General features: G+C 41.3%; 20 protein-coding genes and 1 pseudogene. 14 read left to right on the top strand and 7 right to left on the bottom strand.

Features of this window, described 5'->3' with window-relative positions; genetic code table 11:
- The first annotated feature begins 5 nt into the window (after nucleotides 1–5).
- The 6 genes from J5A55_RS08825 to J5A55_RS08850 all read left to right on the top strand — a co-directional run bounded on the left by J5A55_RS08825 (nucleotide 6) and on the right by J5A55_RS08850 (nucleotide 10193).
- Nucleotides 6–1628 (top strand): RagB/SusD family nutrient uptake outer membrane protein, encoded by a 1623-nt coding sequence (locus J5A55_RS08825; protein ID WP_004383185.1) that lies wholly within the window; start codon nucleotides 6–8, stop codon nucleotides 1626–1628.
- A gap of 27 nt (nucleotides 1629–1655) precedes the next feature.
- Nucleotides 1656–3377 (top strand): BACON domain-containing protein, encoded by a 1722-nt coding sequence (locus tag J5A55_RS08830; RefSeq protein ID WP_004383184.1) that lies wholly within the window; start codon nucleotides 1656–1658, stop codon nucleotides 3375–3377.
- A gap of 12 nt (nucleotides 3378–3389) precedes the next feature.
- Nucleotides 3390–6242 (top strand): S8 family serine peptidase, encoded by a 2853-nt coding sequence (locus J5A55_RS12480; protein ID WP_004383183.1) that lies wholly within the window; start codon nucleotides 3390–3392, stop codon nucleotides 6240–6242.
- A 10-nt stretch (nucleotides 6243–6252) separates the two neighbouring features.
- On the top strand, nucleotides 6253–7197 hold the full coding sequence (locus tag J5A55_RS08840; RefSeq protein ID WP_004383182.1) for a PorV/PorQ family protein: 945 nt from the start codon (nucleotides 6253–6255) through the stop codon (nucleotides 7195–7197).
- 392 nt (nucleotides 7198–7589) lie between these two features.
- Nucleotides 7590–8021, top strand: coding sequence for a Fur family transcriptional regulator (locus J5A55_RS08845; protein WP_039851234.1), 432 nt, complete (start codon nucleotides 7590–7592; stop codon nucleotides 8019–8021).
- Nucleotides 8022–8459: 438 nt separating this feature from the next.
- Nucleotides 8460–10193 (top strand): phosphoethanolamine transferase, encoded by a 1734-nt coding sequence (locus J5A55_RS08850; protein WP_004383178.1) that lies wholly within the window; start codon nucleotides 8460–8462, stop codon nucleotides 10191–10193.
- 152 nt (nucleotides 10194–10345) lie between these two features.
- Here the strand turns inward: J5A55_RS08850 and J5A55_RS08855 are convergent, their stop codons facing one another.
- The 5 genes and pseudogenes from J5A55_RS08855 to J5A55_RS08870 form a co-directional block, all read right to left on the bottom strand.
- Entirely contained in the window at nucleotides 10346–11479 is a 1134-nt protein-coding gene (locus J5A55_RS08855) for a restriction endonuclease subunit S (protein ID WP_082239104.1), read from the bottom strand.
- The gene (locus J5A55_RS08860) at nucleotides 11476–13527 is read right to left on the bottom strand and encodes an HsdM family class I SAM-dependent methyltransferase (RefSeq protein WP_004383176.1); all 2052 of its coding nucleotides are present in this window, start codon (nucleotides 13525–13527) and stop codon (nucleotides 11476–11478) included. The genes J5A55_RS08855 and J5A55_RS08860 overlap by 4 nt, the downstream gene beginning before the upstream one ends.
- A pseudogene (locus J5A55_RS12570) lies at nucleotides 13527–13634 on the bottom strand (cell filamentation protein Fic); the annotation flags it as partial. The gene J5A55_RS08860 and the pseudogene J5A55_RS12570, both read right to left, overlap by 1 nt.
- A 623-nt stretch (nucleotides 13635–14257) precedes the next feature.
- A complete protein-coding gene (locus J5A55_RS08865) occupies nucleotides 14258–15481 on the bottom strand; it encodes a VapE domain-containing protein (RefSeq protein WP_004383173.1) in 1224 nt (407 codons plus the stop codon).
- Nucleotides 15482–15622: 141 nt separating this feature from the next.
- Nucleotides 15623–16054 carry a DUF6078 family protein gene (locus J5A55_RS08870; RefSeq protein ID WP_199879827.1) on the bottom strand — a complete coding sequence of 144 codons (432 nt, stop codon included), beginning with the start codon at nucleotides 16052–16054 and terminating at the stop codon, nucleotides 15623–15625.
- 698 nt (nucleotides 16055–16752) lie between these two features.
- Between J5A55_RS08870 and J5A55_RS08875 the strand changes: the two genes are divergently transcribed.
- Nucleotides 16753–17388: a hypothetical protein gene (locus J5A55_RS08875; protein ID WP_004383170.1), complete on the top strand. Its 636-nt coding sequence runs from the start codon at nucleotides 16753–16755 to the stop codon at nucleotides 17386–17388.
- Nucleotides 17389–17415: 27 nt separating this feature from the next.
- On the opposite strand, the gene J5A55_RS08880 is transcribed toward J5A55_RS08875, so the two are convergent.
- Together J5A55_RS08880 and J5A55_RS08885 are read right to left on the bottom strand one after the other, a co-directional pair.
- Entirely contained in the window at nucleotides 17416–17691 is a 276-nt protein-coding gene (locus J5A55_RS08880; protein ID WP_082239107.1) for a hypothetical protein, read from the bottom strand.
- Between the two features lie 25 nt (nucleotides 17692–17716).
- Complete coding sequence (locus J5A55_RS08885; RefSeq protein ID WP_004383168.1) at nucleotides 17717–18547, bottom strand: CPBP family intramembrane glutamic endopeptidase; 831 nt, start codon at nucleotides 18545–18547, stop codon at nucleotides 17717–17719.
- 1114 nt (nucleotides 18548–19661) lie between these two features.
- On the opposite strand from J5A55_RS08885, the gene J5A55_RS08890 reads away from it, so the two are divergent.
- From J5A55_RS08890 to miaA, 7 genes are all read left to right on the top strand, one after another.
- A complete protein-coding gene (locus J5A55_RS08890) occupies nucleotides 19662–20009 on the top strand; it encodes a hypothetical protein (RefSeq protein ID WP_155813780.1) in 348 nt (115 codons plus the stop codon).
- Between the two features lie 54 nt (nucleotides 20010–20063).
- Nucleotides 20064–20555 (top strand): zinc-ribbon domain-containing protein, encoded by a 492-nt coding sequence (locus J5A55_RS08895; RefSeq protein ID WP_004383165.1) that lies wholly within the window; start codon nucleotides 20064–20066, stop codon nucleotides 20553–20555.
- 14 nt (nucleotides 20556–20569) lie between these two features.
- Nucleotides 20570–21175 carry a YiiX/YebB-like N1pC/P60 family cysteine hydrolase gene (locus J5A55_RS08900; protein WP_004383164.1) on the top strand — a complete coding sequence of 202 codons (606 nt, stop codon included), beginning with the start codon at nucleotides 20570–20572 and terminating at the stop codon, nucleotides 21173–21175.
- Between the two features lie 255 nt (nucleotides 21176–21430).
- Complete coding sequence (lpxD, locus tag J5A55_RS08905; protein ID WP_004383163.1) at nucleotides 21431–22471, top strand: UDP-3-O-(3-hydroxymyristoyl)glucosamine N-acyltransferase; 1041 nt, start codon at nucleotides 21431–21433, stop codon at nucleotides 22469–22471.
- Between the two features lie 5 nt (nucleotides 22472–22476).
- On the top strand, nucleotides 22477–23865 hold the full coding sequence (locus tag J5A55_RS08910) for a bifunctional UDP-3-O-[3-hydroxymyristoyl] N-acetylglucosamine deacetylase/3-hydroxyacyl-ACP dehydratase (RefSeq protein ID WP_004383162.1): 1389 nt from the start codon (nucleotides 22477–22479) through the stop codon (nucleotides 23863–23865).
- Nucleotides 23866–23902: 37 nt separating this feature from the next.
- Nucleotides 23903–24673 (top strand): acyl-ACP--UDP-N-acetylglucosamine O-acyltransferase, encoded by a 771-nt coding sequence (gene lpxA / locus J5A55_RS08915; RefSeq protein WP_004383161.1) that lies wholly within the window; start codon nucleotides 23903–23905, stop codon nucleotides 24671–24673.
- Nucleotides 24674–24677: 4 nt separating this feature from the next.
- Entirely contained in the window at nucleotides 24678–25577 is a 900-nt protein-coding gene (gene miaA, locus J5A55_RS08920; protein ID WP_004383160.1) for a tRNA (adenosine(37)-N6)-dimethylallyltransferase MiaA, read from the top strand.
- Nucleotides 25578–25613 lie beyond the last annotated feature (36 nt).

The raw sequence follows: 25613 nt of genomic DNA on the forward strand, positions 1-25613 counted from the left end.
AAAAAATGAGTATCTATATGAAAAGAACAAAGATATTATTTTGGGCATTCGCACTCTTGTTTACGTTGCAAGCATGCGACTTGGATCGTGATCCTGCTAACTACATAGACTATGGAAAGTCGTATCGCAACATGCAAGATGCCAAGAAGTGGGATAATGGAATATACTCAACTCTACGTGGAAAGTTCGGTGGTGGATATGTTATTCCACAAGAGGCTCAAGCAGACATGCTTAATGCGCACGCCGCTTTCGGCAACCTTTATGGTGAGTTCCATGGGTGGACTATCAAGCCAGAGAGTGCTGTTTTACAGGAGTTATACCACTCTTATTATGCAGCACTCATCGATGCAAACGTTGTCTTGAAGCTGTTACCAAAGATGGAGGTGAGCAGTGATGAACAGGTACAAAGGAATCATTTTCTTGGTGATGCCTACTTTGCTCGTGCCTTTTATCACTTCAATTTAGCCTTACGCTGGGGTATGATTTACGATAAAAATACGGCTGACAAGGATCTTGGAGTGGTATTGGAGACAGAGCCTGGATCAATTGATAAACCGAAAAGAGCTACTAATGCAGATACCTATAAGCTCATTCTTGCAGACCTGCATAAGGCTGATTCTCTTCTAAATGACGTTGCTGCCGTACAAGGAAATACGGAGATTAGTGCTGATGCAGTTAAAGCTTTACGTGCAAGAGTGTACCTTTATATGGGAGACATGACAAATGCTTATACCGAGGCTAAGCAACTAATCGACCGCGGAATATACCCTCTCATTACTCCTTATTATGGTCAATTGGATGCCAACAATAAGGTGGATTCACGCAAAGATGCCTTTGCGCAGATGTGGTTCTACGATAATGGTATGGAACAAATATGGCAACCTTTCGTGGACAAAGAGAATGAGATTGCCACAACAACAGGTTTCTACGGGGCTGACTTGTCTACTGCCACATATTGGGATAATCAACATGATGCAAGTAAGATAGGCGATTACAACAAGCCTGCCTACGTACCAACTCGGGAGGTTATCAACGATCTCTTTACAGGCGAGAACGACCACCGTGCACAGGTTCTATTCGAGTTCGTCCATACGACAGTCAATGATATGAATGCCTCAACTCAGCTCTATGTCATATCGAAGTTTAAAGGTAATCCTAACTACGCAACACTCAATAGCACGCATTGGGGTGGTTATGTGCCTAATGGGAATCAAGCTCCAAAGCCATTCCGAATTGCTGAACAATATCTCATTGTAGCTGAGGCTGCATACGACTTAGGCAATATCAGTGATGCACAAAACTATCTTAATCAATTGCGCAGATCACGTGGTTTAGATCCAACAACCCTCACTGGCGATGCTCTATATAAAGAGATAAAGAATGAGCGAGCACGTGAGCTGGCTTATGAAGGCTTCCGCCTCTGGGACTTGAGACGCTGGAAACAAGGCGTAAAGAAGCGTACTTTCCAAGGAAGAGAGAATTATTACAAGGTACCAGCAGCATTCTATGCAGGCGGATATAAGGTCGACATACAACCAGACAACTATATGTTTGTATGGCCATTACCTAAGAATGAGACCTTAATAAATACCAACCTCTTACCTAACCCAGGATGGGGAGATAAATAGATAACGCATAATTAAAAAAGAAACACTATGTATAAGAGAATAAAAATATGGGCATTCTTAGCAATAGCAGTCTTAGCCGTTGCATGCCAAAAGGATCTTGTCTTAGGAGGGACTGAGCGTATTGTCTTAGGTGAATCAACCGCAGTAACGCTTGTACAAGAGGGTGAAACGAAACTTGTTGATGTCTCTTCTTTAGGCGATGATTGGCAGATTGAGAATGAGGCACACAATGCCTGGCTCACAACAAATCGAAGAGGCACAACCTTAGAGTTAACCGCCACAGCCAATAATGATGCTGACGAACGTCGCACAGAGGTTACTATTGCGACTCCAACAAGCAAACGGACGATTATTGTGACACAATTCGGAACAGACCCAACGATTGCTGTTGAGGGCGGTAATGGTACGCTGATCCTCAATCATGAGGCACATACAGGAGTGGAGGTAAAGGTTATCTCCAATTCAGATAATTGGACAGTTGAACAGTTAGACAAGGCTACCAACAACTGGCTTAGCTATGACGTTGACCTCAAACAACGCAAGTTAACACTCAACCTCACCGCTATTGAGCGTAACAGCCAATGGGCACAGACCAGCCGAAGTGAGAAGCTATTCCTATCCAATGGCAATAAGCATTACGAGTTAACCGTTATGCAGAATGGGTACGTTCAGTTCCAGTTACCAGTGTGGGATTTCGATAACTTCGATATCAATAAGGTAATAGCAATGGAGGCAGAAAGGCATAATCTCCGTGATAAAGCATTTGAGATTGACTCGCTCTTACCCTATCATCAGGATCAAAAGAAGGTGTTTACGGTATTCCATTCACCAGGTGAACAAGCTCCACACATCCTCTATCAGCAGAAGAACAGTGGTACGGATATGTATTGCGCATGGCTTAAAGCACCCAAAGGTAAGCTATTCCAACAAGACTCATACGAGCCTTGGTTAAAGCAAAATAACTTCAAATTAGGTAACAAGCAACGCCTTGATACAGAGTCACAGTATTTTAATGAAGAGATAGATAAGACCCGTCTCATTACGATTTATAACTCTGTTGACAACTTCAAGATGGCTGGTGGTATCTTTAGAAGTGCCTGCATGAAGTATCTCGAAACGCCTAATAGCTTGAAACTCAATAGTAATGGTAAGGCGGAAACATTCCCTGTCTTCCCTTCTGATTACCTACATAATAAGGCGTTCAAACTCGATCAGGTGGTTGCGTTCGAGCGTCAACGTGGTATGAAACCAGACTATAACAACCAGTTTAATTCAGAGAACGTAACAGCCACAACAGAGGATCCGCTCTGTCGTTACTCACGCTTAATATTTGTGCCAGAGAACGAGAGTTACGAGCCCGGAACATTAGCTTATGTTATCTACTTCTTTAATTGGCAAGGTATCACGGAAGAAGATATTGATGCTGGATTAGTCAAAGATAAAGACCTTAGTGGTACTGTTGGTTCATGTCAAGTGTTCTATCAGGGAGGTGATGTCTTCTACAATCGTGAGGAGCAAGGAACGCCTGGTGTATATACTTGGTATGAATATTCTATACCGTTCAGCACACGCCGTGCGGTTGAAGACAAGGGTTACAGCCTATTCAGAGAGGCAAGTGGTGGATTCGCAACCTTCTATCGCGGCAGTGAGAATCTGATAGACCTTCGCCCGCAAGAGAGCCGTACTGTCATCACTTACTACAAGAGTAAGCACTATGTTGACTTAATTAAGAAGAACCTTAACTATTAGACTTTACGCACAATGAAAAAGTTTAGAAATATATATCTAACGGTTATTAGCATGGCTCTCATCGCTGGACTCTGTACGTCCTGTCACGATGATATGCTTGAGCCAAGCAATCAACAGACAACTACAAAGCCCTCCGATGACAGCTTCCCATGGGAACCCGGCATGGCTTATATCAAGTTAAAAGCAAGCGTATCACCCACTACACGCACAGCAACTCAGAGTGTTACACGTGCCGCCATACTTGATGATGCAACCGTGAAAGTCGAACAGGTGTTTGACATGACGAATGAGTATGCAAACCTCAAGAGGGCTCGTGGCTTGGATAGATGGTTCGTTGTCAAGTTCGACAAAGATAAAGATGTAGCCGAAGTGATTAATGAACTCAAGCGCGACCCAGCAATTGAAAAGGTACACGGAAGCATTCCTATTGTCCCTTCAGAAGTGACTTACACTCCTGCTACACGCTCTCCTATCAATCCAAGAAGACTTCGTGATGCCAATGACGGACAAGGTCCTCTCTCTTTCAGTGACCCTTACTTGAAATATCAATGGCATTACAGCACGACCATAGAACAATATCAAATGTTCCAACCTGGGGCTGATATAGACCTTTTCCCTGCTTGGCAGAAAGAAACGGGAGACCCACATGTAGTCGTAGCTGTGATGGATTCGGGTATAGACTTCACACATGAAGACCTTGAAGGAGCAGCTTGGCAAGGTAAAGACCCTAAAACGGGAGAGACCATCCATGGGCGTAACTTCTGGGCAGAAGAGACCGGTCAAGACAATCCGAATCATATCATTGCAGGTGCTCATGGTACCCACGTAGCTGGTACCATCGCTGCTCGTAACAACAACGGAATCGGAGTTTGCGGTATTGCCGGTGGTAATGGTGATGCCAATTCGGGCGTCCGCTTGATGAGTTGTGAGATCTATGGGCATGACGGAACAACGGAGACTGCAACGACAAAGTACATTGTTAAGGCGTTTGAATTTGCTGCCGAGAATGGTGCATCAGTAATGAACTGTTCTTGGGGATACGCTTTCGACCGTAAGAAATACCTTAATAATGAGAACTTCCAAACCATCTTCAAGAATCAATTCGACCTACTGAAAGATGGCATCAATTACTTTACTGACGTTGCTGGATGCGATAAAGACGGAAAGAAGAAACCTGATGCTTATATGAAAGGTGGTCTCATCTTCTTTGCTTCGGGTAATGACTCTCAATATGACATTGATATGATTCCGGCCTCTTATAATCGTGTAGTAGCGGTTGGAGCAATCAATAGTCTCGGTGTGCCAACAGCCTATATGAACAAGGGACCATGGGTCGATGTACTTGCTCCCGGTGGTACAACTGATGCTGGATCAGTCAATCAGGGCGTATTGAGCACGGTGCCTATTGACTATGAATCAGGCATGACTGGTCCTTATCCCAATACTGACTTTACGCTGCCCTCTGACCATAAGTATGCCTTTGCGCAAGGTACTTCTATGGCGACACCACACGTTACGGGCATTGCAGCTCTTGTAGTATCTAAGTTCGGAAAGACGAATCCTAACTTCACAAATGAGGATCTTCGGCGTCGCATCTTAGGTGCTCTTAAAGCCAAGAGTCCCTATGAGGTAAAGACGGATGCGAACTTAGCTGGAAAGATGGGACTCGGTTACATCGATGCGCTCTATGCGCTTTCTGACCCAGAGACAGAGGCTCCTGAAGCCCCAACTATCACTGTCACCGACTACTCTTCACATGCTACAAAGGGTTATTACGATGCTAACATCGCATGGAATGTGACGGCTGATAATGATGCTCTAAACGATGAGCACACAGCCTTTGCATACGATATTCAACTCTTCAAGAAGTCAGACTTGAGCACTCCTGTTCAGTCTTTTACACGCTTCTCTTATAACATGTCTGTCGGAACAGAGATGCAGCAAGAGTTTACAGGACTGGAGACTGACATGGATTATGTCGTTAAGATGATTGCTCGCGACCGCTTCAACAATCGTTCGGCAGAGGTATCAACGAGCTTTAAAACACGTCTGAACCATGCTCCAATATTCACAGATATGATTGAAAAGAACCTTCGCTTACTTGATACACAGCCTTACTATCATAAGATATTACCCGTGAAAGATGAGGATGGACACACTTGGACGTACACAACAACAGCACTTCCTCAAGGCGTAGAGCTAAAGCGTATCGGTGATACTTTCGACTTGCTCATCAAGGTAGGAGCACAGGGTAAATATCAGTTTGATATCACGCTCACCGATCAACTGGGTGGTAAAACAACGCAAACTATCGCTTATGAGATCGTTGCTCACACTGCCCCCGAACTTACAAGACCTATCGGTGACATCTCGTTGTTTGCGAATGGCGAAGCACTCAACCTTGATCTTGCTCACGTATTCACTGCTTCAAGCGGACAAGCAATGCACTTCACCGTTACTTCCGACAATGAACAAGTGGCAAAGGTGGCTGTTAATGGAACCAAGTTAACCGTCACCCCGGGACAGAAAGGACTTACGAAACTCACCATCACAGCCGTTGATGGCGGTAGACGAACAATCACTTCGGCTCTCGTGAGAGTAACTGATAAGAATGCACCGGACGTTCACGTCATCTATCCGAACCCTGCACACAGCTACATCAAAGCCCTTATGCGCAGTAATGTAACTAAGGTTAAAGCCATCGTAACATCGCTTCATGGGCAGAAACTCATCGATCAGACGATGACGCCAGATAGCCGAACTCATGAAATAACGATCGGTATCGACCGCCTCGCACCAGGTACTTATTACCTCTTACTAACGACGGATCGCCTAACAAGTAAGCACGTTTTTATAAAGAAATAATCGGTAACTTATGAAGAAGATAACAATAGTTCTTCTCGTCTTGAGTACGGGTATGACGATGAAGACAGCCGCACAGAGTAGGATTATACCTGTACTCGAATCCAACCCGAACGCTCGCACGGAGGCGATGGGTGGTGCACTGCTTGGCAACACGAGCCAGATGCACATTTATACCAATCCTGCTGCCTTCACTTATGGCGATAAGCAGTTCTCCATTGATGCGTCAATAGCAGGACAGCCAAAGACAGATGAGGGGCGACTCATGCAATATAACCTCGCTACGGGGTATCAGTTTAAAAACCATTCAGCACTCATGGCGGGTGTACGTTACATGGGTGGACTGACCATACAACCGATAGCTGCAATGGGCGGAATTAAAGAGATAAAGCCTTATGACCTTGCGCTCGATCTCGGTTATTCGTTTCCTATAACAAAGGAAGTGGCTGTCTATGCCACAGCAACCTATGCTCGTACCCATGCCGAAACGAGTGCTAACGCTTTAGCTTTCAGTGTGGGAGCTGCTTATCAAACGGACTTCAACCTCGCAAAGGATATGCCAACGAAATTAACAGTGGGCGCACGATTGATGGACTTCGGCAAAGATGTGAAGTTTGACAACACTGGTATTCCTCAAAGTCTGCCCACTTCTCTTGTCATAGGAGGCGATTGGAGCGTAGGAGTTGCACCTAAACATGCGCTTACTTACGCCCTCTCGTATCGCTATTTCACACCGAAAGATGCGCACGAAACCCTCGTGGGAACTGGTTTGGAGTACACTTACAACCGTATAGTGTCTGCCCGTGTAGGCTATCAGCATGCTGACAAAGGGTCGGATGCGTTCACCTTTGGTGCCGGAGGGCAATGGGCTGGCTTCAAACTGGATATTGCTTATCGACAAGCCTTTAAGCACTATGGTGTTAATGGACTAATCGTTGGACTTGGTTATAGCTTCTAATTAGCTCAAATAAGCCTATCAATCAGAAATTATATGTGCCTATTTTCAATCGATATAGCATGTATAGTATAGATAAAATAATAACCTCTAATGATTTAATAGGATAATTCTTATAAATCAAAGCAAGGCTCTTCTCCATGCGAGAAGAGCCTTGCTTCATATTGAAGGAAGCCTCTCTTCGATGTGAAAAAAGCATCAAAAGAAATGGAGATAAGCGATGATACACGTTATAGAAAACTATATTTTGTATCTTTTCCAATGCTATTGCTTGCCAGTTCTGATAATTTTATTACCTTTGCAAACAGCGTATAGGAGACCATAAGAGACGATGAAAAAGATTGCTTCTGACTGATTTCCTCTCATTTAATAATCATTTAATAAAGACAAAGAAAGTGGATTCTGCATACAATAAACTTATCGCTTTGGGCATTCGCCCATCTATCCAACGCGTTGCAATTATGAAGTATTTGCAGGCTCATCACACACACCCTACGGTTGAAGATGTGTTCTTGGCGTTGAAGAAGCAACTACCAACTGTAAGTCGAACAACGGTTTACAATACCCTTCGTATGCTGTCCGAACACCATGCCGCATCGATGATCACCATTGATGAACATCGTGTTTGTTATGATGGAGTGACCGATCCTCATGCTCACTTCTTCTGCAAGCGTTGCGAGAAGGTATTCGACTTCGAAGCTATGGAAATGCCTCGTTATACGGGTGAGATCGGTAAAGGTTTCCGCATTGACGATACTCAACTATATTATAAGGGAATCTGTCCAGCATGCCTAAAGGCTATGGAAGAGGACAAACGAGTAAGCTAATAGGTGCTTAACTCAATGATTATTGGGAGCTAATTTACTGGTTTTCTCTATCGTGAGAAGTCGTCTAAGAAGAAAGGTTCTGACGCTCTCCATGCTACCATCCATGGGATGGCTAAGGATCAGGTGCGCTATACTCCAGGCTCTATTGGCTTGTACAACTGTTACTTTAGATCATATTCCCAGCTCTTTCTCATCGTTTAATGGAATTAAATAAAATAAGGATACATTCAGATTCTACCGAGTGTGTCCTTTCTTTTTAAGGCTCTTTTTAAATTCAAAATACACCCTTCAACGTTCGGATCAAAGCCTCCCTAAATCCCTCTGAAGCAAATAGATGAGGCATCGGATTGTTTGAAAATACTGCTACTATTTTGTACCTTTGCACTTAGTAAACAATATGAGCATCATAATAAGGGAATTTAGCAAAGCAAAATAAGTATGAAACGCACCTTAATAGATAATCTCATAAAGCCGATAGAAAGGAATTCTCTTTTCTTCGTGTTTATGTTGTTAGTAGGAGCCATTATGAATGTAAGCCATCGTAACATATTTGGTTATGTGGAACTGACGGCTGATGTATATTTCATTTGCTTCTTGTTGAACCTTTCCCCACGAGTATTACATCACGGATTGCAGGTAATGTTGAGCTGTATCGTTTATGTGATAGCCATAATAGATGCCTGTTGCAAGACCCTTTTCGATACTCCTATTACACCGACCATGGTTCTTTTAGCTCAAGAAACTACTGGTAGGGAGGCAACAGAGTTCTTCTCTCAATATCTTAAACCAGAGCTGTTATATTCTGTAGCTGACGTAATCGTCTTACTCGCAGTTTGCCATGCTGTTATGGTTATAAGGAAGGTGAAGATTCCAACCTATTATCTAAAGCAACCTTTCATCGCCTCAGCTTTGATGTTAACACTTGTAATAGGGGCATGTCTAAGCGTTTATGATAAAGTACAACTCTATTCTTCTAAGAACTTGTCGGAGCTGGAAGCAGCTGTAACTAACGGCTTTGCACACATTTACCATCCTGTTGAACGCGTTGTATATGGGCTTTACTCCAATCGTTTAATAGCAAAGCAGGTGGATGGAGTGATTATGGCTAATAGCCAGATAAGGGTAAATTCATGCGAATTTACGTCCCCCATCATCGTACTTATCATAGGTGAGAGTGCCAATCGGCACCATTCTCAATTGTACGGCTACCCTCTTTCAACAACACCTCGCCAACTTACTCTGATGAAAGGAAAGGATTCATTAGCTGTATTTACCGATGTTGTCTCCCCTTGGAATCTAACAAGTAGAGTATTCAAGCAGATATTTTCTTTACAATCTGTTGGTGTAAAAGGCGATTGGAGCAACTACACTCTCTTCCCAGCAGTATTTAAGAAAGCTGGTTATCACGTCAGTTTCTTATCAAACCAATTCCCGTATGGAATCAACTACACACCCGATTGGACGAATAATCTTTCTGGTGGCTTCTTCTTAAACCACCCACAACTGAACAAGCAGATGTTTGATTACAGGAATACTAATATCCATGAATATGATGAGGAACTCTTAAATGACTATAAAAACATAGGTATTAAAGAGAAGTCACAACTGATTATCTTTCATCTTTTAGGGCAGCATTTCCAATATTCATTACGCTGTAAAAGTAATATGAAGAGGTTCGGAACAAATGATTACCCACGTACTGATCTTACAAAGGAAGAGAAACAAACCATTGCAGATTACGATAATGCAACCCTTTACAATGATTATGTATTAAGTAAGATAATCGAACAATTCAAAGACAAGGAGGCTATTGTTATCTATCTGTCTGACCATGGAGAAGATTGTTATGGTAAAGATGCGCAGATGGCAGGCAGACTAACTGAAGCCGAACAAATCGATATCAAAAAGTATCACGAGGAGTTTGAGATTCCCTTCTGGATATGGTGCTCAACAACTTACAGGCGTAAACATCATAAAATCTTCATAGAAACTCTGCAAGCTCGAAACAATAAGTTTATGACTGATGACCTCCCGCACCTACTATTCTATTTAGCTGGAATAAAAACAAAAGACTATAAAGCAGAGCGAAATATCATCTCTCCACTATTCAATCAGCATCGTTCTCGCCTTGTACTGAACAGTATTGATTACGATAAAGCAGTAAGGCGATAAGTACATATTGGATGAGACAAAGTAACAAACAGCAACCACCAAATGGTCGCTGCAGAGTATATTTGTGTGATTGTAAGCCTTTTCTTCCTTAATACAAGTTCAATTTAAATAGTATTAATTAGGAGAACATCTTGAATGTCATCATTGATAGCTCATTTTGCAGCAACTTGTTGTGCAACTCTAATCTTCTTATTGGCATATTCTGCTACGTCTTTTATAACTAACTTCTTGACGGCAGAAATGATAGTTGCCATTTTAGAATAATCAGGTACAACACCATTTGCAGGTAACATAATATTCAAAGTATCTGCATCTTTGGCATAGAAGTTTTTACCATAATCGAACTGTCCATTGTGCGATGATCTATGAATAGCTGACGTAACAAATATAGCAGCATCTTCTTGCAATCTTTGTGTGTGCACTACTGCTATATGATCGTCTGCTCCGTATTCATAGTTTCTGTACTTTGCTGAACCGAACATGTCTATTGTTGTAGTATTTGCAGGAAAGATTGTTACACGATTGCCAATAAACGCGGAGATGCCTTCGTCTGTTTCACCTGCTGTAACAAAAGGTAAAGAACCAGTTACCCTATCGGCACTTTTAAGTCGCTTTCCTCGTGTTGACTTGCCAAACAACTCTTCCACATTGAATATTTGATATTCCAACTTATCTATTTCTTTAAGAGCTATTTGCTCTCTTTCGGTTAAATTATAATCTTCAAAGCCGGCAGCTCGAAGCCATGCTTCGAGCTCCGCCACGCTCCGCTCTTCGAGCTCCGCTATAAATTCTTCGATGAAATCGAAGTCTATTTTTTTTGCAGAAGTGATAGGTAGAAAGATTTTATCTGTTTTAATTCTCTCCCATCCAGCCTTATTAGTCCATTCATAATTACCATAAATGGCTTTACTAATTGTACCTGCAAGAAATAGATAATGGCAATCATTCAAGATGTCATTTTTATCTTTCCATCGAATGGCATATGCATCTTGTAATACAGTAAACTCTTTGTTTTGATAGAAAGTAGCTCCTGTATTCTTTCCATTTGCAGAAATCGAAATAACATTCTTCAAAATTGTTGCATTATTTTTTGGAACGTAATTATTAAGTCCTTGGTTTTGTATTCCAGCAGTCAATGCTGGCAATACATAGTTCCCTTGTGGAGATTTGGGTAAATCAGCAGTTTTATACTTTAATGCCTTGATTTTTATCTTTGCAAAAAGTTCTCCTATTTTATATTCGCCCCACTTAACTTCATTTAGACGTTTGTTAAGTGAGGCATCTATTTTCCCAAGCTATCCTCCTCGTCTGCTTTTTGTTTTAATAGGTTAGACACTTCCCACGCAAGATAGTCGCTAACTGTTTTCTTAAAGTCGGCAAGTGTTGGCTTTGTATCTATGGGTGCTGTTTGGTTCCAATCTGCTCCGCTGTTGGGGTCAATGGTTCCTTCGTAATATTCTTTTTCTGTTAAGAAATTAAGTTTGCTTTTGCCAAAGCGAACAAGATTAAATACTTCCTCATAACGTTCCTTTGCATGGTCGGTATCTCTTAGGTTTACACTTGCTTTCTTTCTATTAGTACGTGTATAACCATCGTTAGAAAAATCAATAAACTTAACGACATCGTCTTTCTTATGTGCCTCATTCACGCGGAAAACATAGATGTTGGTTTGTACGCTCGATTTACCTATAAACAAGTCAATAGGCATTTTGATACTTGCCAGAAGCGTGTTACGTTTCAGAATACGCTTGTTGTATTCCGTAGCTCTACCCGAGCCTGCTGAGTTTTGTATAATAATAGCAGCGTACCCTTTTTGCATCATACTCAAAGCTTTTTCTACGAAATTCATTCCATTTCCCAAAGAGGAATAAGGAGGATTCAGTACGAAAGCATCAGCAGGAAATTGTTCTTTTGGTCTTCCATAGCCATATTTGCCATCAAAATCTTTTAGCGAATCCTTATTTAAAATGTTAGAACTACCATCGCCCATCAATATCATATTGAGGATGGCAAGCATATAAACACTTGGCAAAAGCTCAATACCTAAAAGTTGTTCGGCTTTGATATGTGCTTCCTTTATTGCTAATTCGTTAGGCGAATCAATATTGTTTTTAGCATCAATGAGCATCTCGTTCATTGCAGCTACAAGTAAACCTGCAGAACCAGTCGCAAAATCCCAAACGTACGAATCCTTATTTACTCGTGCTAACTTAACTAAAAGAGTAGCTACATATGAAGGAGTTAGTACAACATCATTAAGTTTATCTTGTGAGAATCCTAACCAACCATACATTTCATTGAAGAGTTTACCTGTAAAGTCAGTTGTTAGTCCAATCTTATAATATATTCCCAAATCATCTACTATATTTGTAAATACACGTTTCAGTTGGCTTTCTCCATTTTCTACCTTATTCACATTCTCTGCAGTAAGCGTATTCTGCAAAGTTCGGATTATCAAATCTCGCTTTGCATCTGGCAAATTCTTTTCTTTTAAGAAAGCTATTATTTTGCGGAGAATTATTTCACCATCAGTATTACCTTGTTCAACAGACGATTTCAAATCCTCTTTCTCAAGCGGACTTACTTTGCCTGCTATTCCCAATGTTGCAATAATAGATGCAGCAACAAGATATACCCTATCATTTTCACCCAGTCCTTTTTCGTTTTGGTAAATATGATTGTTCAGTTTTACAAGACTTGCCGTTATTTCTTGCTCTCGTTTTGCCTTAAGATTATCTAATTCTTCTTGTGTAAGGCTTAACGATTCTACTTTTTCGATGAATGCATCAAAGTTGTTAGGAGCTAAGAAAGACAGGTCGGTAAATTTTCCAACTTCTTGTCCTATACCTAAATTCTTTCGTGAAACATAATAAACGCCTATTTCGTGCTGTATCTTTCCAAACTCATCTTTATAACCAGTCATACCAATAGCAATAATCTCCGTATAACTTGTATAATGGAGAAGCGCATTTGCATAGTGTACTGCTCCGTTTACTGCATATGAGTTGATATTCTTAAAGTTAGGCTCATTCTTTGCATTTTTATTTTCTACCCGCCCTTCAGCATCTAACTTTACCAGCTTATCTTTATATCCTTTGTACTCAATAAGCACAGGATAGTAATTAAGTTTCTTATCTTGTAAAAGCAACTTCGCATCTGGACGATTTGCTCCACTGCCACCATTCTTACTAAAGTAGTCTGCAAGAGCCTTATCGATTTCGGTATTTAAAGACTCTTGCTCAAGTTTATAATCTAACTTATATGATTTTAGCCAACCATTAGCTAAATCTGCGATATTAGGTTCTATTGATTGTACGCTTTTTGCCATAATCATTAATCTTGTTCGTAATAATATGAATAATCAATACTTTTCATGAACATTTCTCGGTCATTAATCTTGGTGGTGAGTGTAGGTCGTGCTAAAGCCTTGATATGTGTACTTCACAATCAAGAACTTCTGCAACACGAAACTTTCCATCGGATGCTTCAAATTTGATTCCGTGAGAGGCACTCACGAGTTTAAAGGCTTCTTGCTTCAACTTCCTTTTCAACCATTACAATAGTTACCTGCTTTGTATTTTCAGATTTATTGTTAATAGCACTAACAATATCTGTGCTGAAAAACACCAACTGTTTTGTTTCTCTACACACACCTCCCTCACTTCACAATCGTTAAAGAAGCAGGTTAATTTCCTATATTGTCCTTTATACTCTTTCATAAGTAGAATCTCTGCTATTAGCTCACACTTATGGGAGTATTCTACAAAGATAGTATAAAAAAAATACATATAGGAGAATAGCAATACTTTTTTATCAAGAACGCAGCTTATACATAGAACATCAATAGAAGAGTTTTAGTTTTGTTTTTAGTTGCTGTCACTTTTAACACTTCATGCAAGCTCCACATTATAAGCTACTTACAATGTAGCAGTACATGACAGCAGTGACAGCAACTTCAAAACTTCTGTAGCGTCCTTCCTACTTGTGGAAATGATTTTCAATATAAGGTGCCAGACAAAAACATTTGTCTTTTATTCCCTCTCACTCCTTTCATTCCCCACTCCTTAGGTTAGCTTCGCACTATCCCGTATCGCCACTAAATACTCCGTACCGTGTGAAGAATGTTTACTGTGGAGATTCGGAATATTGGCAAGCATACGCCCAAAATGAGAAAGGCTCGTCAGACTTAACTGACTACCATATCGCTGGCGAAGCAGGTTGAAGATGGCAGAAGCAGTCATATAAGCTCCCTTGGCAAGGTCTTTAGGGATAGTGAAACTATCAAAGAACAATGCTTCAATAGGAGTATGTTGCTGATACTGTACATTATTTTCCATAATTACTTGGGTATCAACCGCATTAAACCAATACCGCATTCCACTCTCCAGTTCGGCAACAGCCTGTGCATAAAGCTGCTCATAGTCTATATGCTCGGGCAGACGAATAGGGCTTGTCAAAGTAACGGCTATAAAACGGCGGCAGCCACTGGGATCACTGAAGACATCCGAGACATTTGCTGTAGCAATGAAAGAGGCAACACGTGGTAGCGTAACCTGTTGTTGGCGGTAAGGTTGGCGGAGTTTGATGTTTGCAAGCTGCATGATATTCTTCAAGAATCCCTCTTGCGTCTTGGCAGACAGTGCATTAAATTCGTCAATATTTATCAATAATGACTGACTCATAGCACGCAGCGTATTCTGTTTCTCACTGATGACAAGATTGTCATTATATCCCCACTGCAACTCCTCAGGTAGAAGACGTTTGCAGAAGGTTGACTTCTTATATCCCTGTCGCGAGATGAGTAGCAGTGCCACACTGTTCCCATGCGTAGCGTCCAGCCCCATCCACTGTGCTACCATTGCAAGAAACCACGTGTGAAACCAATCTCCCCATCGTGCATTATCATTGGGCACACAGCCTGCCAAAGCACCGATATGGTCTTTCCCATCCCATTTTCCTTTCAGTCGTTTGAGAAAGGCGTCCACGGGATTAAAAGTCTTGACAAATCTCGATTCTGTGTATCTTCGTATATCCTTGTCCCATACATCTATACCATCAAGGCGTGCCTTGATAGCCAAAGTATTGCGTACTCGATCATCAGCAGGCACGAATGGTTCGCTGCTGTTAGCTTTTCGGATTTCAGTACATCCTAAAGCAGTATTATATCGCATCTCATACTTCCGCTCAAGATAGTCAAGAAGCCGACGGGTAACATCATGTTTCATTTTATCCGCCTTTCGATTACGCTGATTTTCAGCCTTTACATTTTTAAGATTCTTACTTTTCATAGTTCATAATAATTATTTTGTTTAACAAAGAGAGTACTAAATTACAACTCCAAATTACGAGGAAATCTCTTGTGTCATGCCTCAACACGAATAGTGTTCATAGTAAACACAGGTGGTGTCAAGGATCAACACATCTTATTTCTATACATCAAACACATAACTCGTTTGATAGTTTTCATACATACGTGGGGCAGAATAACCATAACTTTGGAAGAGTTGGTCTATCCATTGTTGCTCTTCTTTATGCAATTTATTAAAGCCTCGATGATAACGATAGTACACAAAACGACTTCCGAAATAGTCCTCCAGAGCGCGACGTAGAGGACGGTAGTCACCGCACTTCACATCATCGAAAAGATGAGAAAAGCCCCATGCTAACTGTTCTGTTCTCATAGCACGGAACTCCCGACAGTTATTGTCAGAACGAGCGGCAGGGAGAATCGTCAATGCTGCATGTTGTTCACTCGGGAGAGCCTTACCTGTGTGATAGCGCAGGCACTGCTCTTTAACAATACAATCGTGCATAAAGCACACTGCCCAATCTTTGGGCATGTTAGAAAAATCTGTACACATACATAGATTAGTTTAAAGAATTAAAGTTACAAAGGATAGTGATGACCGTCTGTAATAATTCACACCCGACGTGCCGTTATCCTCCTGTTATCTGCTTGCAAAGATACAAAACCGAAGTACCCCTTGTCAAGTCTTTCGCAAGTTATTTTTAATTTGCTGTCACTCCCGTCACACTTTTTATGTTATAACTTATTGTAAATCAATTTACTATATCAAGTGTTAAAAATGACAGCAACTGTTTTTTAACTTATTGTAAATTAAAAAACATAGTTCTTGCAGATTTTAAAATTACCTTTAATAGATTTTAGCTTTTTAGTCGAGTAGAAGAGACATAAGGGAAAAGAAACAAAGAGTTGACAATATCCCTATCAACGACAGTCCAATATGGTTTTTTTAGGCATACCTATACATAAATTAATGCTGATATTCTCTTGTTAAAAAATGCCATCAGGAGCATTATCTCCCCAAAAGGTATTGTCCCACTTTGGGGTTGTTGAAACATTTGCTTTGTAATAGAGAAAACAGTCACCCCTAATGGTTCATACTATTTCCCTCTTTCCATAATAGAATTGAATAGAATGTCTTCTTTTATAAGAGAAATAGAAATCTTCCTCTTAAAAAAGTAAATTCTTTATCCTTCTGGCTTATAAATCATAGCTTTTATGTAAATTCGCAAACAAAACTATAAAAATAACGATATGGATCCATCAAAAAAAGTAGATGATTATTTGAAGTCCTTATTCCGTTCCATGAAAATGGTTAACAAATGTTATATACATGATAATTATCATGATAGTGGTGAAGACTTTACATATGTAGAAAGGACATTTGCCTATGAATTTTATTACCAATGGCGTACTGATCTCCTTAATATTGATAAGAATGTTAGAATTGATGCAGAAATACCTAAACAATTCTTGGATAAATGTAAAATAAAGAATGAAGGAGAGTGTATATATAATAATGTCTATCCTGATATGGTTTTACATAAAGGGCAGGGAGATTGTGATGAAAATTATATAGTATGTGAATTTAAAAGAGAACATAATTTATCAGGGGAACTAATTTGTAATGACCTAAAAAAGCTACAACTATACATTGATTCTACTTCAGAAACTAAACAATCTAAAGATTGGAAGCCCTTCTCTAGGGGGGTGTTTATCCTGATTTTCAATAATATAAATAATGACCCCATAGAAAAGATATTAAAAGATAGGCTCACATCAATAGAAGAAGAAATAAATACTCACATCAGGAATAAAGAAAAAATAATATGCTGCATATATGATGGAGATAAATCATATTGTGCATATTTAAATAAATTAATCAAATAGACGTATCAAGAAACTATCAGAATATGCTTAAGATGGAGAACGGAATACCTGCTTATATCTTGCTATCCTCAGCAATGCAGGATATTGTTCTTCATAGCGATCGAACTCTATGACATTACTCTCGTAGTCCATCTCGGTAAATGAAAGGCGAGCCATTTCCTGCTCTTCCTCAATGATGGTATGCCGCTGCTGCTTCAACTTGTAGTAGACTTCAGACTCGAAGGCACTGGCTATCTTTTTGCAGTAAGAACCAGCACAGAGTACGTAGTCGTAGTCTAATTGGTTGTATTCTTCTTGGGTCATAAGGTTGATCTTGTTGATAATGCTATCATACCAATGCACGCTCGAAAAAGAGCTGGCGATCCTTTAGTACAACGATGATAGAGACAACAAGTAACAAGAGAGTCTGTATGCACTTACTGTCGGGATGGGTGGAGAAGATCTCATTAAAGTATCCTGCCGTAATATGGAATACGATTGCCACAAGGATGTTGCGGTTGGTTCTGTAATAGAGCCAGTTCATCAAGATGACAAACGGAAATATGCTGACAATGAAGTTCAGACTGTAAAGCCACCCCTCATGCACTACATTGGCATGATAGTAGCCTTTGATACCAGCAAGAGGGAAATGCCAAACAGCCCAGTAAGCAGCAAAAAGCATGGAAGTCTTGAAGAGATTCATCCGCGAACGTAGGCTGTCAGTGCCGTAGCCATGCCATGCAAGTTCTTCGAGTGTTGGGGCAAGGATAAGGAGAAACCATACAGGAAAGACGCCCGAGGTGAATGTGTAATGACCAGTGATAACGAATTGAGATGGGCTATAACTAAACAGAAGAGATATTGTCATAGCACAAAGAATACTTGCAGGCATCAGTAGGCAGGCTGTGAGATAATACTTCCACTTGCTGGGAGATAGGTTCAATATTCTACCGAAGTAATCCTTTCGCAGAGTCTGATTGCTAAAAACCAGCATAATGGTCAAGATCATTGGGAAACAAAGTCCTACCAGTCCCAGCAACGGTGCCGCCCATGTGCTTTGTGAATAAACCACATGATGACTTACATAGCTGGCTGCAAACCAAAAAGCCCAGGGGATAAGAGTAGCTAAGAGATAGAAGAGTGCCGTATGGCGATACTTGATGACGATGCTTTCTTTCATACTGTTTTAATTTTATATATACGTAATAATCCTGACAATCTGCCTAAGATCGCTGTAATTGCTATAATCCTTTTACTTCACCTGCAATGACTTATAATACGAGATAATGGATGCAAAGGTAATACAAAAATTTATATAATAAATAGATAAGAATTAGATTATTAAAGAAGGGGTTTAGGATTAGAAGTGACGAAAGTATATATCGTGGGGCACGGGAGTACATTTCGTGGGGTACGAAAGTATATATTGTCGAGCACGAAAGTACATTTCGTCAAATGCGGGGATATTACTTGCTTTTAAAGTTCCAAGATTAATTTAAAGTTCAAAGGTCAATATTCTAAGGTGAAAGGTTAAAGTTCCAAGCCTATACGGTTAGCGGAAAATTTTTATTTGATATAAACTTATTTCTAACCTGTTCCCCGTAAATTTCTAACCGTATATAAATTTATCGCAAACAGGTTGGAAATCTATGGCAAACAGGTTAGAAATTTCACGCAAACAGGTTAGAAATTTCATGCAAACAGCATATAAATTTCCGGCAAACCGCATCCGCATTTTTGGCAAACTATATTCCGGTTCAAATGCCCTTTGGCAAAGGTACATTCCATGCAATACAATCGTACTTCTTGTGCGTGTAAAAACCATTTTATCAGTCGGTCTATCGTTTCTGCTAAGACAGCCATAAAAGAGTTCGCGAACAATTCGCAAAGAGTTCGCGAACAATTTTGATTTTGTTCGCGAACAATTTTTTGCTTGTCTTATAACATGAGATGTTGCCCTGGGGAGGCTCGCCGGCGAATGCGTATTCCGTCGCTGCGCTCACCGTATCTACGCGCTGGCGGATGCGTATCTAACTGCCCGTAGATACGTATTGCGCCGCCGTTAGATACGCATCTGTCAGCAATGCTCACCGCATCTGTCGGCAAGGGAATACGTATTCGCCAGCAGTTAGATACGCATTCAACAGAGACGCAATACGCATTCAGCAGGGATTGGATAAGACGATCTACACAAGATTTGATATCAAAAAGTATCGCTCATACGATGGAAAACTAAAAGGGAAATTGTACCTTTGCAGCTGCAATCTTTATTAATAACAATCATAAACAAAGTTATGAGACATTTACTTTCTATCCTTCTCCTTGCGGTAACTTTAATTGGAACCAGCAGCTTCACGTATGAAACAACTTCTACAACCAATGCCGAATATACCAGCATACAGAAACAAAAGAAACATAGTGGAAGAAAAACTCACAAACGTTCGAAGACACGTAAGAATAGAACTCGTAAGAATCGATCAACTCGCTCAGCCAACGTAGGACAGACGGTGTATATCACTCCAACGGGTTCTTGTTACCATTCTACGCCATCATGTCCGGCATTGTGGCGCGGAAACTACTCCCGCATATCTTTAAGTTCCGCACGAAGCGAGGGCTATCGTTCTTGCTCAAGATGCTATTAATATTAAGATATCGGATTCAAATTAACGAATGGCTAATTTCAAAATAATATAATTATGGCATACTGTAAAAACTGCGGTTCTCCGCTTAACGAAGGTTCTGAATTTTGTTCTCAATGTGGAACTCCGCAACATCAAGACGATAATGAGAGTTATACGGAGCAATCACGTAAGGATAAGCTATTCAACGTTCCTAAAAAGGCTTGGCGCATTATTATTCCCGTGGCTGTTCTTCTGTTGTTATGTTTTACGAATCCAAGTAAGACTAAACATGTTGAGGCTATTCACATGGAATTAATGAAGGCCTTAGAACAACAAGGTGGTAGCGAAGCGACGGTATATGCGTCTTTGGGCGCAGGTATCATAGATAAGGTGCTCGTTTCGAAGTTAGATGTAAGCAATTATTTTATTTTCAGCGTAGGTTCCTTACAAAATGGAACGAAAAGCAAGGTAGTTTCGTTCGGTATTTTAGGACATGTCTTTACATCTGGGCTCGATAAGGACGCATTTAGCGATTTGAAGAAGAAGAACAAGACACTCGGTCTTTAACAATTCTTTGACAGATGAAATATAGACTGTTTGCAGCATTGTCTGCCGCAGTTTTCTTGTTCACCTCTTGTTATAGGCAGCAAAGAACGAATCATTTTGCTGCCTATATTGATACATTGTCGTTGCGTAATGGCGACCTTATTTTCAGAGAGGGGAAAAGTGCTGAAAGCGCATTAGTAAAAGCAATTGACAGTAACAGCTTTTCTCACGTAGGCTTACTATTTAAAACAAAGAATGGCTGGAACGTTGTGCACGCTGTTCCCGGAGAATCTGATAATAACGTAGACATCGTGAAGTCGGAACCCCTCGGCATGTTTCTTCAACCCGATAGATGTGTAAAGGCAAAAGTCGTCCGTTCGCATTGTGATGCTAGTGTTGCAGAAAAAGCGGTGCAATACGCTTTACATAAAAGAAACTTTCCTTTCGATGATAATTTCGATATGGCTGACACAACAAAGTTTTATTGCACGGAATTAGTCTGGCGTGCTTACCTTTCTGCTGGAGTTGATATATCGAAAGGGCGAAGACATAATATTAAAGTATTAGGATTTCGAAAAATGTGCCTGCTGCCTTCGGATATTATGATAGAAAATACCATAAAGGGCATCAACTTTAAATAGTTTGCATTATCGAATACAACATACATAAGGGGCATCTTTAATCTTTAACTTTAGCAGAAAGTCTTACATTAAACAGTAGTAATCATAATTTTGAATTATGAATTATGAATTTTGAATTAAAGAAGAGCCTCTCCTAACTCGCTCCCATTAGCCGCTCCGCTCCCAAAAAATCTGCAAATTATACCCATGTAAGCAATGTTTCTGATAAAAATTACCTATCTTTGCAGGGATAATAACCAATTAGTGGTATAATACATGGAGTTTTCAGCGAAACAGATAGCGCAATTCATACAAGGACGTGTTGATGGTGACGAGAATAAAACCATCCATACTTTCGCCAAGATAGAGGACGGAAAAGAGGGAGCAATCTCTTTTCTTGCTAATCCGAAATACACACATTATTTATATAATACGGCTTCGTCGATCGTTCTCGTTGATGAGGACATTCAGTTGGAGAAGCCCGTTAAAGCCACATTGATACGTGTTAAGAATGCACGTGATTGTGTTGCGAAGTTGTTGCAGTTATATGAGAGCATGAAACCTAAGCGCCAGGGCATTGACAGCCTAGCCTTTGTGTCGCCCAAAGCGACCATCGGTAAGGATGTTTATATTGGTGCCTTTGCATACGTAGGGGACGGTGTGACGGTTGGAGATGGCTGTCAGATCTATCCTCATGCAACGATAATGGAAGGCGTAGAGATGGGTAAGAACTGCATTATCTATCCTAATGCTAGCATTTACCAAGGCTGTAAGTTGGGCGATAGAGTTATCCTCCATTCTGGCGCAGTGGTAGGTGCTGATGGTTTCGGATTCGCTCCTAACGCTGAAACAAATAGTTATGACAAGATACCACAGATAGGTATTGTGACCTTAGAAGACGATGTTGAGATTGGAGCTAACACTTGTGTGGATCGCTCAACGATGGGTAGCACCTATGTTCGTAAGGGTGTTAAACTGGATAACCTCGTGCAGATTGCTCACAACACAGACATTGGCGAGAACACAGTCATGTCTGCCCAAGTGGGTATCGCAGGCTCTACAAAGGTGGGTCAGTGGTGCATGTTCGGTGGACAAGTGGGCATTGCAGGGCATATAGAGATAGGAGATAAGGTTTTCCTAGGCGCACAATCAGGTGTACCTGGAAGTTTGAAGGCTAACCAACAACTGATTGGTACACCTCCAATGGAGCAACGCTCATACTTTAAGTCGCAAGCCATCTTCCGCAGACTGCCTGAGATGTACAAGCAACTAAGCGACTTGCAGAAAGAAATAGACCAATTGAAAAAGAACAGATAACATTCATGGATACAATAAAACAGAAGACATTAAAAGGGAGTTTCTCGCTCTTTGGCAAGGGACTTCACACTGGTTTGAGTCTTACCGTGACGTTTAATCCGGCTCCAGAGAATACTGGCTATAAGATACAACGTATAGATCTTGAGGGGCAGCCAATCATCGATGCTGTTGCAGAGAATGTAGTGGATACACAGCGCGGAACGGTCTTGGCAAAGGGAGATGCACGTGTAAGTACAGTAGAGCATGGCATGTCTGCTCTGTATGCAATGGGTATTGACAACTGCTTGATACAGATTAATGGACCGGAGTTCCCTATCCTCGATGGTTCTGCAGCGATGTATGTTAATAAGATCAAGGAAGTGGGTATTGTTGATCAAACAGCCCCAAAGGACTATTACATCATACGTAAAAAGATAGAGATAAAGGAGGCGAACGGGTCAGTAATTACTATCTTGCCTGACGACGAGTTCTCTATTACTGCCATGTGTAACTTTGATTCAAAGTTTATCAGCAGTCAGTTCGCAACGTTGGATGACTTTGGTACCTACGCAGAGGAGATTGCGCCAGCTCGAACCTTCGTCTTCGTGCGTGACATTATGCCGTTGTTACAGGCGAACCTCATTAAGGGTGGCGACTTGGATAACGCTATTGTTATCTATGAACAACAGGTTTCTCAAGAGAAACTAGACCAACTGGCAGATCTCTTGAAAGTGCCTCGCATGGATGCAAATAACATTGGTTACATCCAACATAAGCCTTTGCAGTGGTACAACGAATGTACGCGTCATAAGCTCCTTGATATCATCGGAGACATGGCACTCATAGGTAAACCTATCAAGGGACGCATTATTGCCACTCGACCGGGGCATACTGTGAACAACAAATTTGCGCGTTTAATGCGTAAAGAGATACGTAAGCACGAGGTGCAGGCACCGATCTACGACCCTAATGAAGAGCCTCTCATGGACAACAACCGCATACGTGAGTTGTTGCCACATAGGTACCCCATGCAGTTGGTAGATAAGGTTATCTCCATGGGTGCCAATAGTGTAGTAGGGGTCAAGAACGTCACGAGTAACGAGCCTTTCTTCCAAGGACATTTCCCTCAAGAGCCCGTTATGCCGGGTGTACTTCAGGTAGAGGCAATGGCGCAATGTGGCGGTCTTTTGGTGCTATCACAGCTTGAGGAGCCAGAGAGATGGTCAACTTACTTCTTGAAGATAGACGATGTTAAGTTCCGTCAGAAGGTTGTTCCAGGTGATACTCTCCTGTTCCGTGTGGAGCTGTTAGGTCCTGTTCGCCATGGAATTAGCTCTATGAAAGGCTATATGTTCGTAGGTGATCACGTTGTTGCCGAAGCAACTTTTACGGCGCAGATAGTGAAGAATAAGTAAGGAGGAGTTTAGGAACTCCTCCCCAAAACATAATGATATGAACCAAATAAGTCCGCTTGCCTTTGTTCATCCAGAGGCTCAATTAGGTGACAACAACATTATTGGTCCGTTCTGTTATATCGACAAGAACACCGTAATCGGTAGTAATAATGTGCTCCAAAATGGCGTTACCATCCATATTGGAGCACGAATAGGTGATGGCAACGAGATATTCCCTGGCGCAAGTATCTCTACTAAACCACAGGACTTGAAGTACCGTGGTGAGGACACAATCTGCGTCCTCGGGGATAACAACTCCATACGTGAGAACGTTACAATCTCACGTGGTACAGCATCGAAAGGGAGGACAGTTGTTGGTAGTAACAACCTCCTTATGGAAAGCATGCACATAGCCCACGACTGTGTAGTTGGGTCTGGCGTCATCATCGGCAATTCGACTAAGTTCGCTGGAGAAGTGGTCGTTGAAGACTGTGCCATCATATCTGCTAATGTCCTTTGTCACCAGTTCTGCCGTATTGGTGGGTACGTCATGATACAAGGAGGAAGCCGTTTCTCTATGGACATTCCACCTTATATTATAGTAGGCAAGGAGCCTGCTCGCTACATGGGGGTTAATCTCATCGGATTGCGTAGACGTGGTTTTACGAATGAGCAGATCGAACTCATCCATAACACCTATCGCATCCTTTATGGTACAGGAACGCGTGCAGAGAATATAGCTCGTATAAAGAGTGAATTGCAGGTGACGCCTGAAGTACAGCGAATCATTGACTTCGCAGAGGCTTCGCAACGCGGTTTGATCAAGTAAGAGGTTGAAGGAAAAGACATTAATCGTCGTCACGGGACCAACAGGGGTGGGCAAGACGGAGGCAACCTTACGCCTTGCCGAACACTTCGGTGTACCTGTTATCAACGCAGACTCACGTCAGATCTTTGCTGAAATACCTATCGGAACAGCTGCACCAACGGCTGCTCAACAGGCACGGGTGCGTCATTACTTCGTTGGGAACCATCACTTAGAGGACTACTATTCGGCAAGTCTGTTTGAAGAAGACGTTTTGAAGTTCATTAATGAGTCTTCTTCGAAGGTGTCCTTACTGTCGGGTGGCTCGATGATGTACATTGATGCGGTTTGTAAAGGAATTGATGACATTCCAACCATACGCCCAGAAGTACGGCAAGAGATGATGCTGCTCCTTGAGAAAGAAGGCTTAGCAAAGATGTGCGAGTTGCTTCATGAATGGGATCCAGAGCACTGGGCTGTAGTTGATCAAAGCAATCCTCGGCGTGTTATCCATGCCCTTGAAATATGCAAACAGACGGGTAGAACCTACACATCTTTCCGTTCTAATACCATCAAAGAACGTCCTTTTAATATCATCAAGATTGGTTTGAATCGTGATCGTGACACCCTCTATCAGCGCATCAATCAGCGAGTTCTGCAAATGATAGACGATGGTATGATCGAAGAAGCGCAACGCGTCTATCCCAAGCGAATGCTTAATTCGCTTAACACAGTGGGCTATAAGGAACTATTTGAATATCTTGACGGACTGACAACACTTGATGAAGCTATCTTCAAGATCCAAAGCAACACCCGACGTTACGCCCGCAAGCAACTCACATGGTACAAACGTGACCAAGAGATGACGTGGTTCTCGCCCGATAACATTGAAGAAATCTTAAATTATCTATATACTATCTCCCTGTAAGCAAGTAAATAACTACTTTTGCAGTAATCGGTGAGT

The organism is Prevotella veroralis, from assembly GCF_018127765.1.
In the GTDB taxonomy this organism is placed as follows: Bacteria; Bacteroidota; Bacteroidia; order Bacteroidales; family Bacteroidaceae; genus Prevotella; species Prevotella veroralis.